Origin of the sequence: Streptomyces sp. ISL-94, from assembly GCF_018614075.1 — a bacterium.
In the GTDB taxonomy this organism is placed as follows: Bacteria; Actinomycetota; Actinomycetes; order Streptomycetales; family Streptomycetaceae; genus Streptomyces.
Genome location: NZ_JAGGOZ010000068.1, coordinates 20,328 through 32,973, shown reverse-complemented (window position 1 = coordinate 32,973; position 12,646 = coordinate 20,328). Strand labels below are relative to the sequence as shown.

The 12,646-nt window shown below is 70.9% G+C and carries 10 protein-coding genes; 3 read left to right on the top strand and 7 right to left on the bottom strand.

Translation table 11 applies throughout. The features are described from left to right. Positions 1-67: 67 nt before the first annotated feature. The 3 genes from J7E94_RS21470 to J7E94_RS21460 all read left to right on the top strand — a co-directional run bounded on the left by J7E94_RS21470 (position 68) and on the right by J7E94_RS21460 (position 2,975). Positions 68-1,150 (top strand): ParA family protein, encoded by a 1,083-nt coding sequence (locus J7E94_RS21470; RefSeq protein ID WP_215017851.1) that lies wholly within the window; start codon positions 68-70, stop codon positions 1,148-1,150. After that, complete coding sequence (locus tag J7E94_RS21465) at positions 1,147-2,262, top strand: ParB/RepB/Spo0J family partition protein (protein WP_215017849.1); 1,116 nt, start codon at positions 1,147-1,149, stop codon at positions 2,260-2,262. Before J7E94_RS21470 ends, J7E94_RS21465 begins: the two co-directional genes overlap by 4 nt. A gap of 95 nt (positions 2,263-2,357) precedes the next feature. After that, entirely contained in the window at positions 2,358-2,975 is a 618-nt protein-coding gene (locus J7E94_RS21460) for a GNAT family N-acetyltransferase (protein ID WP_215017900.1), read from the top strand. 84 nt (positions 2,976-3,059) lie between these two features. Here the strand turns inward: J7E94_RS21460 and trxA are convergent, their stop codons facing one another. The 7 genes from trxA to J7E94_RS21425 form a co-directional block, all read right to left on the bottom strand. After that, positions 3,060-3,401: a thioredoxin gene (trxA, locus tag J7E94_RS21455; protein WP_030839308.1), complete on the bottom strand. Its 342-nt coding sequence runs from the start codon at positions 3,399-3,401 to the stop codon at positions 3,060-3,062. A 62-nt stretch (positions 3,402-3,463) separates the two neighbouring features. After that, a complete protein-coding gene (gene trxB / locus J7E94_RS21450; protein WP_215017847.1) occupies positions 3,464-4,423 on the bottom strand; it encodes a thioredoxin-disulfide reductase in 960 nt (319 codons plus the stop codon). Between the two features lie 124 nt (positions 4,424-4,547). Next, positions 4,548-5,510 carry a hypothetical protein gene (locus J7E94_RS21445; RefSeq protein WP_308345415.1) on the bottom strand — a complete coding sequence of 321 codons (963 nt, stop codon included), beginning with the start codon at positions 5,508-5,510 and terminating at the stop codon, positions 4,548-4,550. Next, complete coding sequence (gene sigM, locus J7E94_RS21440; protein ID WP_215017845.1) at positions 5,507-6,208, bottom strand: RNA polymerase sigma factor SigM; 702 nt, start codon at positions 6,206-6,208, stop codon at positions 5,507-5,509. The genes J7E94_RS21445 and sigM overlap by 4 nt, the downstream gene beginning before the upstream one ends. Before the next feature lie 95 nt (positions 6,209-6,303). Next, the gene (locus J7E94_RS21435) at positions 6,304-8,031 is read right to left on the bottom strand and encodes a protein kinase family protein (RefSeq protein ID WP_215017843.1); all 1,728 of its coding nucleotides are present in this window, start codon (positions 8,029-8,031) and stop codon (positions 6,304-6,306) included. A 126-nt stretch (positions 8,032-8,157) separates the two neighbouring features. Beyond that, positions 8,158-10,332 (bottom strand): murein biosynthesis integral membrane protein MurJ, encoded by a 2,175-nt coding sequence (gene murJ / locus J7E94_RS21430; protein WP_215017841.1) that lies wholly within the window; start codon positions 10,330-10,332, stop codon positions 8,158-8,160. Positions 10,333-10,378: 46 nt separating this feature from the next. Next, on the bottom strand, positions 10,379-12,643 hold the full coding sequence (locus J7E94_RS21425) for a DUF6049 family protein (RefSeq protein WP_215017839.1): 2,265 nt from the start codon (positions 12,641-12,643) through the stop codon (positions 10,379-10,381). Positions 12,644-12,646: the final 3 nt, after the last annotated feature.

Sequence of the window (12,646 nt, the reverse complement as noted above, 5' to 3'; positions counted from 1 at the left end):
GGAGTTGTCCACATCGGTGGATTCATCCACAGGAGTACGGGCCCCGCTGGTTCGCGACCCCGGTGACATGGCAGGCTCTGTTCATCGCGAGCCTGATGTCGAGGAGAGTGACACCGTGCGGTCCGACGCCAACCTCGCGGGGCCGATGGCCGATCCGGTCCCCGGTCCCCGCTCTGAATCGGCGGGCGAGGATGTTTCACGTGAAACATCCTCGCCCCTTGTAGACAACGACACCCCCATCGGCCGTGCCGCCCAGCTGGCGGTCGAGGCGCTGGGGCGTACCGAAAGGCTGCCCCGGCCGGAGCAGACCCGGGTCATCGTGGTCGCCAACCAGAAGGGCGGCGTGGGCAAGACCACGACGACCGTGAACCTGGCGGCCTCGCTGGCGCTGCACGGGGCACGTGTCCTGGTGGTCGACCTCGACCCGCAGGGCAATGCCTCCACGGCGCTCGGCATCGACCACCACGCGGATGTGCCCTCGATCTACGACGTGCTCGTGGACAGTCGGCCCCTCCTGGAGGTCGTCCAGCCCGTGGTGGACGTGGAGGGCCTCTTCTGCGCCCCGGCCACGATCGACCTGGCCGGTGCGGAGATCGAGCTGGTGTCCCTGGTGGCCCGTGAGAGCCGCCTCCAGCGGGCGATCCAGGCGTACGAGCAGCCGCTCGACTACATCCTGATCGACTGCCCGCCCTCCCTGGGGCTGCTGACGGTCAACGCCCTGGTGGCCGGTGCGGAGGTGCTGATCCCGATCCAGTGCGAGTACTACGCGTTGGAGGGCCTGGGTCAGCTGCTGCGCAATGTCGATCTGGTGCGGGCCCACCTGAACCCGACGCTGCATGTGTCGACGATCCTGCTGACGATGTACGACGGCAGGACCCGGCTGGCCTCGCAGGTGGCGGAGGAGGTGCGCAGCCACTTCGGCAAGGAGGTGCTGCGGACGAGCATCCCGCGGTCGGTGCGCATTTCCGAGGCACCGAGCTACGGGCAGACGGTGCTCACGTACGACCCGGGTTCCAGTGGTTCCCTCTCCTATCTGGAGGCGGCGCGGGAGATCGCGTATCGCGGGGTCGGAATGCAGTACGAAGCCCAGCACGCCCATCTGGGCGCGGGTATGAACAGCACGCAGAATGTGGTGGAGGGGATCCAGTGAGCGAGCGACGTAGAGGCCTGGGGCGGGGGCTCGGTGCGCTGATCCCCGCGGCTCCGCAGGAGAAGACGCCGCCGGTGATCGGTGCCGGCTCGGCGTCCCCGTCGGCGGTGCCGGTGTTGACTTCGGAGCGCGGGATCGCGGCGGCGAAGCTGGCTTCGCTGGCGCAGGCGGATGTTTCACTGGGGGCACCTCCAGCGGTAGCTGGGGGAGAAACGTCGCCGGCGGTGGCAGCCGGCGAGCCGGTGCCGACGGCGGCCGAAGCCAATGTGGTGGCGGGAGCGACCTTCGCGGAGCTCCCGATGGACGCGATCACGCCGAACCCGCGTCAGCCGCGCGAGGTGTTCGACGAGGACGCGCTCGCCGAGCTCGTGACCTCCATTCAGGAGGTGGGTCTGCTTCAGCCGGTGGTGGTGCGACAGTCCACCCCGGGTCGCTATGAGCTCATCATGGGCGAGCGGCGCTGGCGGGCCTGTCGTGAGGCCGGTCTGGAGAGCATTCCGGCGATCATCCGGGCCACGGACGACGAGAAGCTTCTGCTGGACGCGCTGCTGGAGAACCTGCACCGGGCCCAGCTGAATCCACTGGAGGAGGCTGCGGCGTACGACCAACTGCTCCAGGACTTCAAGTGCACCCATGACCAGCTGGCGGACCGTATCGGCCGATCGCGTCCCCAGGTGTCGAACACGCTGCGGCTGCTGAAGCTGTCGCCTTCGGTTCAGCGCCGGGTGGCCGCGGGTGTGCTGTCGGCGGGGCACGCGCGGGCGCTGCTGTCGGTCGACGACTCCGAGGAGCAGGACCGTCTGGCGCACCGGATCGTGGCCGAGGGGCTGTCGGTGCGTGCGGTCGAGGAGATCGTGACGCTGATGGCGTCTGAGCCCGCGAGTGCGGTGAAGCCAAAGGGCCCGCGTGCGGGTGCCCGGGTGGCTCCGGCGCTCAGCGAGCTGGCGACGCGGTTGTCGGACCGGTTCGAGACGCGGGTGAAGGTGGATCTGGGCCAGAAGAAGGGCAAGATCACCGTCGAGTTCGCCTCGATGGAGGATCTGGAGCGGATTCTCGGGACGCTGGCGCCGGGCGAGGGCCGGGTGCTGGAGCAGGGCCTTTCCGGGGAGTGACCCCGGCCGCCGAAGGGCGGATCGTGCCGGTGCGAACCGGTACGGTCCGCCCTTTTGCTGTCGAAAGAGTGAGGGTCAGTGGATACGATGCGTTCATGGGTCGTCGGCTGGTACCGCTCACGCTGGACAACCTCCAGGACCTGCCCCGTCGTTGCCGGTCCTGTGTGTTCTGGGAACTGGATCCGGTCAGCGGTGATGCTGCGGTGAAGGCGGGTACGCCCGCGCTGGAGAAGGAAGCCTGGATTTCCGCCGTCCTCTTGGAATGGGGATCGTGCGGCCGTGTGGTCTACGTGGACGAGGTTCCGGTGGGTTTTGTGCTGTACGCACCGCCGGCGTACGTGCCGCGGGCGACCGCGTTTCCGACCAGTCCCGTCTCGCCCGACGCCGTACAGCTGATCACGGCGTGGATCATGCCGGGGTATCAGGGGCAGGGCCTGGGTCGGGTGATGGTCCAGACGGTGGCGAAGGATCTGCTGCGGCGCGGGTTCCGGGCCGTCGAGGCCTTCGGGGACGCCCGGTGGGAGGGCCCGGCGTGCCTGCTGCCGGCGGACCACCTGCTGGCGGTGGGCTTCAAGACGGTACGTCCCCACCCGGTGCATCCTCGGCTGCGTCTGGAGCTCCGGTCGACGCTGTCGTGGAAGGAAGACGTGGAGCTGGCGCTGGACCGGCTGTTGGGTGCGGCGCGGAAGGAGCCCGCACTGCGCCCGCTGTGAGCCGGAACTCTGTTTCATTGAAAAACGTGGAACGGGGCCGCCCCTGCGAGGGGCGGCCCCGTTCCACGTGAAACATCGAACCCGTCAGGCGGTCTTGACCTCGACGAAGTCCGCGAGGTCGCGCAGGATGGCGGCCTTGGGCTTGGCACCGACGATGGTCTTGGCGACCTCGCCACCCTGGTAGACATTCAGGGTCGGGATGGACATGACGCCGTACTTCGCAGCCGTGGCCGGGTTCTCGTCGATGTTCAGCTTGACGATCTCGATCTGGTCGCCGTACTCGGCGGCGATGGCCTCGAGGGACGGCGCGATCTGGCGGCACGGTCCGCACCAGGCGGCCCAGAAGTCCACCAGTACGGGCTTGTCGCTCCTGAGGACCTCGGCATCGAAGTCAGCGTCGGTCACGTTCTTGAGGGTGCCGGCCACAGCGGCCTCCTTCTTCTTCCTACGGGGTGTGGGGTGGGGGGCTGGTACGGGGGTCAGGCCGGTCAGACCGCTGCGTGGGCCTTCTCGGCGTCCGCGAGGGCGGCGAGGAAGCGCTCGGCGTCGAGGGCGGCGGAGCAGCCGGTGCCCGCGGCGGTGATGGCCTGACGGTACGTGTGGTCCACGACGTCGCCGGCGCCGAACACACCGGTCACGTTGGTCCGGGTAGAGGGGGCGTCGACCTTGAGGTAGCCCTCGGCGTCGAGTTCGAGCTGGTCCTTGAACAGCTCGGTGCGCGGGTCGTGGCCGACGGCGATGAAGAGGCCCGTCACGGGCAGCTCCGAGGTCTCACCGGTCTTGGTGTTGCGCAGGGTGAGGCCGGAGAGCTTCTGCTCGCCGTGGACCTCGGCGACCTCGCTGTCCCAGGCGAACTTGATCTTCGGGTCGGCGAAGGCGCGGTCCTGCATGGCCTTCGATGCGCGCAGCGTGTCACGGCGGTGGACGATCGTGACGGACTGGGCGAACCGGGAGAGGAAGGTGGCCTCCTCGATCGCGGTGTCGCCGCCGCCGACGACGGCGATGTCGTGGTCCTTGAAGAAGAACCCGTCGCAGGTGGCGCACCAGGAGACACCGCGGCCGGACAGGGCGTCCTCGTTGGGCAGGCCGAGCTTGCGGTGCTGGGAGCCGGTCGTGACGATGACGGCCTTGGCGCGGTGGACCGTGCCGGCGGTGTCGGTGACGGTCTTGATCTCACCGGTGAGGTCGACGGCGACGATGTCGTCGGGGACGAGCTCGGCGCCGAAGCGCTCGGCCTGGCCGCGCATGTTGTCCATCAGGTCCGGGCCCATGATGCCGTCCTGGAACCCGGGGAAGTTCTCCACCTCGGTGGTGTTCATCAGGGCGCCACCGGCGGTGACGGCACCTTCGAAGACCAGGGGCTTGAGCGAAGCGCGTGCGGTGTACAGGGCGGCGGTGTAACCGGCCGGCCCGGAGCCGATGATGATCACGTTTCGGACGTCGCTCACGGGTTTCTTCCTCGTCTCTGCGGACTGCGTGCTGCCTACCGGGGGCCGGTGCGGACTCTCACCCCACCCAACGGATCCTACGGCGCCTGCATTCCCCACCTGTCCCGGTGCGGGTCCCCGCATCTCAGCTTCGGGGATAGGTACTCGTCAGCAGGGGCTTTCCGGGGGCTCCGGAGGACCCGTCCTCGCAGCCGGTGCCGACGAGATAGGCATCCACGAGGGAGGGGTCGTCAGGGTGCGGCAGGACGAGGAGGTAGACGGCTGCGCCCTGGTAGCGGCCGCGCTCGGCGGCGAGCGGGGTGTCGGGGCGGCCGGTGGCAGCCTGGACACAGGGCGGGACGGGGGCAGCCCGCCGGTCGCTGGGGGCGACTCCCTGGGCGGACGGGGTGTTCTCCACCCCGTAGGTGTTGTTCTGCTCCCCGGCATCGGTCCCGGTGATCTGCGCGGAGGAGAGGAGCTGCTGGACGTTCTTCTGCAGGCCCTGCGCGGTGTAGGCGCCGGCTTCGGCGGAGTGCTGAGCCGTGGAACTCGGGGTCTCGCTGCGGGCCGTGGTCCGGGCGGGTGTGCCGGACGGGTCGCTGAACAGGAAGATCCCGAGCGCGCAGGCGGCGGCCCCGGCCAGTCCCGTCAGTACGGCGATCCGGCGGCGGGCGCGACGACGGCCGGGTCCGCTTGGGCCGGTCGGGTGACCGGAGGGCGGGTGGACGCCGGATCCGCCGGCAGCGGTCGGCCGGGGGCGGGGCGTTTCACGTGAAACATCGCCTCCGGTCGCGCGGGTCCGAGGAGCCGCCGCGGGCCGGGTCCGGGGACTGGTCGCGTCGAGGAGCGCTTCCGCGGCCAGGGCCGCGTCGATGCGACCCCCTATGTCGGCCGGCATCCGGACCGGTCCGGGGAGGGTGCCCAGCAGGGAGCGGATCTCCTCCAGGGAGGCGCGCACGTCGGCGCACAGGGGGCAGTCGCCGAGGTGGCGGCGGATTTCGGCGGTCCGGGACGGGGAGAGGAGTCCTTCGGTCAGGTCGGAGATCTCCGAGACGTCCGGGTGCCGGATCGTGCCGGTCGTGCCGGGCACGCCAGTCGAGGGGGTCACGGTCGTCCACCTCCGCCCTTCACTGCGTCTGCGTCTGGGTCTGGATGCCTGGGTGCTGCCGCTGGTGGGACGGCCGTGCCCGGCGTCCGGTTCCTTCCCCGCTCGGCGGCGGTGTTATCCCCGGCATTCGTGCGCAGATGAGTGAGCATCGGGAGGAGTTTCGCCCGGCCGCGTGCGCAGCGGCTCTTCACGGTGCCGGTGGGGACGTCGAGGATGCGCGCGGCCTCGGCGACGGGGTAGCCCTGCATGTCGACGAGGACGAGTGCGGCCCGCTGTTCGGCAGGGAGGGTGCCCAGGGCCGCCAGGAGCTGGCGGTGGAGGTCTTGGCGCTCCGCGGGGGCTTCCGCGGACTCGTAGGGCTCCAGAAGGCGCTCCAGGCGGTCCGTGTCGTCCAGGGGCGCGGTCCGGCGGGACGCCGCCTTGCGGGCCCGGTCGATGCAGGCATTGACGGTGATGCGGTGCAGCCAGGTGGTGACGGCGGAGTCCCCGCGGAAGCTGTGGGCGGCGCGGTAGGCGGAGACGAGGGCGTCCTGCACCGCGTCGGCGGCTTCCTCCCGGTCGCCGAGGGTGCGCAGGGCCGCGGCCCACAGCCGGTCGCGGTGGCGCCGTACGAGCTCACCGAAGGCATCGGGGTCTCCGGCGACGTGCCGGGCGAGCAGGTCCCCGTCGCTATCGTCGCCGGTCCTCGCGTCGTGCATCACACCTGCCTCCCGGAGGGAGATTACGGCTTGGACGGGGAAGGCACGAGGGTCCGCTGAGCCGGTGGCGCAGCGGACCCCGTTGAGCCAGGCAGTCAGGAAGCCTTGCCGAGGATCTTGATCTCGTTGATGCCGCCGCGGTAGCCGCCCTCGCCGTCGGAGGGCAGCTCGGTGATGTGGATGAGGACGTACCGTGTGCGGATCGGGGCGTCCAGCGTGGTCTGCAGCCTCTTCTCCGCGGTCCCCAGCTTGGCGAGCCGCTGGGAGAAGTCGGAGAGCGAATCCGGGCCGGAGGCGTCCGGGGGTGCGGCGAGGACTTGCAGCTTCTGCCCGGCGACGTAGAGGTCCACGTCGAGCCCGGCCACGTCCTGGACGCTGCCGAGATCGACGACGATGCCGCTGCCGTCCTTGCGACCGTCGAGGTTGCCGAAGTTCGCGAACCCCAGGTACTGAGGGGTCACCCAGCCGGTGTTGGCGCTGCCGTCGACGGCCTTGCGGGCGTCTTCGGCTTTGACCTGGTCTCCGCCTATGGCCAGAACCGTGGCACGGGCCAGGTGCAGCGGCTTGCCGGGCTCGGTCTTCGGCGGGGTGTCGTCGGATGTCGGCTGCGGGTGGTTCGGGCCGTTGGTTCCGCCGCTGTTGCGGTCCAGCAGGGTGCCGGCCAGCTGCCAGCTGCCGAGCCCCAGCGCGGCGATCAGCAGGGCGGCGACACCCCACTTGAGGACCCGGCCGGTCCGGCTCTGGAGCGGGGGCGGCGGGGGCACGACCGTAACGGTCTGGGCGGAGGGCACACCGGGGGCCGTGGGGCGGCCGTAGCTGCCCTGCTGGTAGGTGGTGTGCTGGTATTCCGGCGGGGCGGTGAAGGCGGGCTCCGGCGGCCGGATGCGGGGCATCGCGGCGACGGCCTTGGCCAGCTCCTCGGGGGTGGTGCAGGCGGGTTCCTGACGGGACGCTGTGGCCCCGTCGTTGGCGAGGGCGCGCATGGCGAGCTCGCCCAGACCCCGGTGGACACCGGCGCGGACCTGGTCGGGGGCGATCAGGCCGACGCCCTTGGGCAGGCCGGTGAGGCCGTATGCGTCGTTCTCGTAGGGCCAGCGCTGGGTGAGGGCGGCGTACAGGAGTGCGCCGATGGCCTCGGTGTCGGCTCGCTGCGGCGTCTCGCTGGTGATCCCGCGCAGGGCGGCGTTCACGGCGAGGCCCCGGATGCGGTACTGGCCCGTGGAGGTGCGCAGTATCGCGCTGGGCGTCAGGCGCAGGTGGGCGAGGCCTTCGCGGTGGGCGGCGGCCATCGCCTGGGAGACCTGGCTGACGAGCTGGTAGGCCTCGTGGGCCTCCAGGGGCCCCGCGGCGAGGAGCGCGGTGAGTTCGGTGGCGTCGGGCAGCCACTCGTGGACGACGTAGACGAGGTCGTTCTCCTCCACGGCGTCGAGGACCTGGACGAACCGGGGGTCACCGAGCAGGGCGGAGGAGCGGGCCGCGGCCAGGACGGAGCGGGCCCGCGGGTGGTCGGCGGGCAGCAGGTGGACGCCCACGGCCCGGCGCAGTTTCTCGTCCATCGCGCGCCAGCTGCTGAATCCGTCCACACGGGTGACGCACTCTTCGAGCCGGTAGCGTCTGGCGAGCTTGTGGCCGCTGTGGAGCTCGGGTGCGGCTGCGGGGGCCGCTGTCGTGCGCTCGCCGTCCTTGTCGGGCATGGGTCCGTCCGCGGCTCGTCCGTTCTGGGTGTCCACCCCGTCGGCCGTGACCTTGTCCGCTTTTGCGGCCAGCGGCTCGTCGCCGCTGTTGTCGGCCACGTCGACGGCAGCCGTACTACGTTCCGCCACCGTCGTTCCCGCCTCCCCATCCGTTGCGCACTGTCGGCCAGTCTGCGAAGCCATGCCAATTGTGCCCACAGTCCGCCGCTATGCACGACACGCGAAGAGGGGCTGGTCGGTTTGCGGGTCTGCGCATCAGCGCCCCAGACGTCCGCGGACCATTCCGACCATCGAGTTGAGTTCCTCGATCCGCATGCGCTTGGCGGCGATGAGGAACACGGCGGCCAGGGCGATGCCGCCGGCCACGAGGGCGGCGGCGGAGCCGGCAACTCCGCTGCCCAGCCACTGGGTGACCGCGTAGGCAGCGCCACCGCCCACGGCGGCCGCGGGGACGCTGGCGCCGGTGAGGCGGGCGTAGGTGCGCATCACGTGCGCCCCGTCGAGGTCGCCGCCCAGGCGGGTGCGCAGGCGGCGCCAGGCGACGCCGACGCCCACGGTGTAGCCGAGGCCGTAGGCGGCGGCCATGCCGACGACGGCCCAGCGGGCGGGAAGCGCGAAGAAGGAGGCCGCGGAGACCGCCGCGTTGACGGCGGCGACGATGACGGTGTTGTAGAAGGGCGTGCGGGTGTCCTCGTAGGCGTAGAAGCCGCGCAGGACGACGTACTGCACCGAGTACGGGATGAGGCCGAGGCCGAAGGCCATCAGGACGTAGCCGATGTTCTGGGCGCCGGCGCCGGAGCCCGCGTACAGCAGGGTGGCCATGGGGACGCCGAGCGCGAGGAACGCGAAGGCGCAGGGCACGATCGCCACGGCCGAGGTGCGCAGGCCGTAGGAGATGTCGTCGCGGACGGCGGCCGCGTCCCCGTCGTGGGCGGAGCGGGAGATGCGCGGCAGGACGGCCGTCATGACGGACACGGTGATGATCGCCTGCGGCATCTGCCACAGCAGTAGCGCGTAGTTGTAGGCGGTGATGCCGGTGCCGGGGTGGCCCTGCTTCTCGGCGACGGAGCCGGCCCACGTGGCGAACTGGGTGACGACGACGAGCCCGATCTGGTTGGCCAGGACGAAGAAGAACGTCCACTTGGCCAGTCCGGCGGCCTTGCCGAGGCCGTGGCCCTTCCAGTCGAAGCGCAGGCGCGGCTTGAAGCCCGCGTCGCGCAGGTAGGGCAGCATCGCGAGAGCCTGGACGGTGAGGCCGAGCAGGGTGCCCAGGCCCAGCAGGCGGACGCCGTCGGCGGTGACGGTGGTGGCGTTGACGCCGGAGGTGGTGAAGCCGCCGAAGGCCCAGATGAAGGCGCCGAAGGTGGCGATGACCACGATGTTGTTGAGGACCGGGGTCCACATCATCGCGCCGAACCGGCCGCGGGCGTTGAGGATCTGACCGAGGACCACGTGGACGCCCATGAAGAACATGGTGGGCAGGCAGTAACGGGCGAAGGCGACCGCGACGTCCATCTGGTGCGGGTCGGAGGCGATCTTCGGCGACATCATCGTGATGAACACCGGTGCGGCGAGCACACAGATGGTGGTGATGGCGGCCAGCAGCACCACGACGAGGGTCAGCAGCCGGTTGGCGTAGGCCTCTCCCCCGTCGCTGTCGTTCTTCATGGCCCGGACCAGCTGCGGGATGAAGACCGCGTTGAGGGCGCCGCCACCGACCAGCACGTAGATCATCGTGGGGAGGGTGTTGGCGATCTGGTAGGTGTCGTTGAAGGTGCCGACGCCGATGGCACCGGCGATGACGAGGGTCCGCAGGAAGCCGGTGATGCGGGAGACGATCGTGCCGGCGGCCATGAGCGCGCTGGACTTCAGGAGGCTGGAGGCGCGTCCGGCGGGCTTGCTCGGCGCCGGGGCGGCGACGGGGGCGTCCTCGGCGGGGATGCGGGGCGCCGCCTCCTGGTCCCGGTAGAGGTGGGCGAAGGCGTCGGGTTCGGGCTGCTCGTCCGCGGCCTTGGTGACGAGGGAGTCCACACCGACGAACTCGGTGGTGCTGGCGTGGTCGCCGTACGGCAGGTGGCGGGAGGGGCCGTCCGGCTCGGGCGGCGGGGTCTGCGCCCAGACGCGCGGGTCGGGCGCGTACGCGGGCGCGGTCGGCGCCGCGTAGAGCGGGCCGGGCTCGCGGAAGGTGCCGGGCGCCGGCGGGGGGTGCGCGGCCCGGTCGTAGAGGACCTCGGCGACGGGATCCTGGGCGGACAGGTCCTGCGACCAGTAGGGGTCGTGGTCGTAGGCGTCCTGGACATACGGGTCGCTGTCCGGCGCGGTTCCAGGCGCGGGGACCTGCCCGGGCACCGGGGCGCCCGGGGCAGTGCCCTGGGAGGGCGCGGGCCCACCAGTGCCCTGCGCACGGTCACCGTCGTACGGCGCGTTCATCGAAACCCCACCTCATCGTCCCCAGGCCGACCGGCCACGGCATCGCTCAACGGTCCACTGTCTCACCCGTGCCGGACCCCTCGGTGCTTTGCGGTCCGGTGTCCGGGGACTCGTCACTCTGCTGCGTGCCCTCCTCGGCGGCCGCCCGGGCCGCGACGCGCTTGCGGCTGGCGTACATCTTGATGCCCGCCAGCACGAGGAGGAGCACACCGCCGGCGATGACGAGCATGACGGTGGGGGTGATCTCGGTGGCCTCCACGGTGAACTTGCGGGGCTTGCCGTAGGCGACGCCGTCCTTGGTGAAGAGCTGGGCGGTGACCTCGACGGGCCCGCTCGCGGTTGCGTTGGCGGGGAACTTGACCGTCTGGGTGTGGTCGCCCTGAACGGTGACCTGCTGCTCGGCCTGGCCGCTGTCGCCGAACATCAGGCGGGTCGGGTTGGCCGACTGCACCCGCAGGACCAGGTCGTGGACATCCTGGACGAGGCTGTTCTGGACGCTGATCGGGATGGTGGCACTGTGTCCCGACAGCGTGGCGTCGGACTTGGGGATGACCTTGACCCTCTCGGTGAGGTCGAGCAGGTAGTTCTGGACCTGGTCCCGGTAGACCCCGGCCTCATCCGGGCGGCCGCGCCAGGACGCGGACATCTCCCGGTTGGTGGTGTTGCCGAAGGGGATCTCGACGCGGTCGGGTGCCGCGAGGATCACCTTGAAGTGGTCGAGCGTGTTCTGAGTGGTGCGGATCTTCTCGAAGGCGGCCACCGGCAGCTCCTGCTTGCGCAGGGCCTCGGGGTACTGCCCGGCTCCGGGGACCTGGGTGGCGGCGCGCGGGTCGGGTTTGGCCGCGGCCGCGGCTTCGAGGTCCCCAGGCTGGGTCCAGCGGCCGGCCTGGAGGGCGCGCAGGGCGGCGGCCATGCTGTTCACCTGGCTGACGGACGGCATCCGCTGCGGGGCCACGACGAAGCTGCGCTGCTCGTCGGTCTTCTGGAGGTTCAGGGCGAGGCTGTGCGCGAGGAACTGCTGGACGGCGAGGGTAGACGTCCCGGCACTCAGCATGTCGCCTTCGAAGGCGGTGGACAGTTCCGCGTCCGCGACCACGGCCGTGGCGCCCGCGCCGATGGGGCGGGCGGCCGAGGGGGTGTAGCCGAGGCTTCCGGTCTCGCCCAGGCTGTCGCTCCGGGTGAGCACGTTGTGCGCGCCGGCCGAGGTGGCGACATTGACGATCGAGGGATCGACGGCCCCGTCCACAGGCCAGGAGAAGTCGGTGGACGCCGGGACGTGCAGGACCGTCTCGACGGCCTGCTTCGCCTTGTCGGTGGCGGGCCGCAGCTGGCCGAGGGTGCCCGAGACGTCCTTGCCGCGGTGGGCGAGGGAGGCGAGATCGGGGTCGGCGAAGGGCAGGGCGACGACCTTCTTGCCCTGGACGGCCGTTTCGAGGGAGCTCAGCCACTGCTCGGCGACGGCCTTGTTCCTGCCCTGGACGGACTTCCCGTCGGGAGTACGGACCCGGTAGCCCTTCGTCATGGCGTCGACGGTGTAGAGCAGGTCGGGGTCGATGACCCAGGTGATCGGCAGCTCCTTGCCGAGCGAGACCATCTGTCCCAGGCGACCCTGCGGCTTGAGCTCCTCGGCGAGGGAGTCGTCGAGGAAGACAGGGGTCTGGGTCTCGTCCGAGCCGGTCTCGGCGGTCACGTGGGTGGGGGAGATCAGCGGCCACACGTAGGTGAGCTGGGCACGCTTGGCGGCGGCTTCCGGCTGCCAGGGCAGGAAGGTCCGCTCGATGCCCAGCACCTGCTCGACGGGGCGGCTCTCGGTCGCCCCGGACAGGGAGACGCCGAGCTGGTAGACGCCGTCCTTGTCCAGCTCCAGCTTGTTCACCGGGATGGTGAGCGTGAACTCGTGGCGGACCTTCGACGGCAGCGAGGCGATCTTCACGGCGTAGGCCGGATCGATCTCACCCGGGTCGGCGCCGGCCCGGAAGCCGCTGCGTTCCGCCACCTCGTCGATGGAGGACCGGTCCGCGAGCGTGGGCCCGACCCGAAGTCCCACATGTGCGTCGTTGATCGTCTCGGAGCCGGTGTTCACCACGGTGCCGGAGATGGTCAGGGTGTCGCCCTTGACCGGGGCGGCGGGGGCCATGGAGGTCAGCTGGACGTCCACGGCGGTCGCCTGGGCGGCCTGGGCCTTGGGGGCGGGGGAGTAGACCAGAGCGGCGAGCACGGGCGTCCCGGCCAGCAGGACCACCGCCCTCCGCAGCCATCGGCGTCGGACAGGGACGGGGGACGCCCCCAGGATGTCTGCCGCCTCGGCCACGCG

Coding starts and splice junctions, on each gene's coding strand:
- J7E94_RS21470 (WP_215017851.1), top strand. CDS start 68: ATGGCAGGCTCTGTTCATCGCGAGCCTGATGTCGAGGAGAGTGACACC.
- murJ (WP_215017841.1), bottom strand. CDS start 10,332: ATGAACGCGCCGTACGACGGTGACCGTGCGCAGGGCACTGGTGGGCCC.
- J7E94_RS21460 (WP_215017900.1), top strand. CDS start 2,358: ATGGGTCGTCGGCTGGTACCGCTCACGCTGGACAACCTCCAGGACCTG.
- sigM (WP_215017845.1), bottom strand. CDS start 6,208: ATGCACGACGCGAGGACCGGCGACGATAGCGACGGGGACCTGCTCGCC.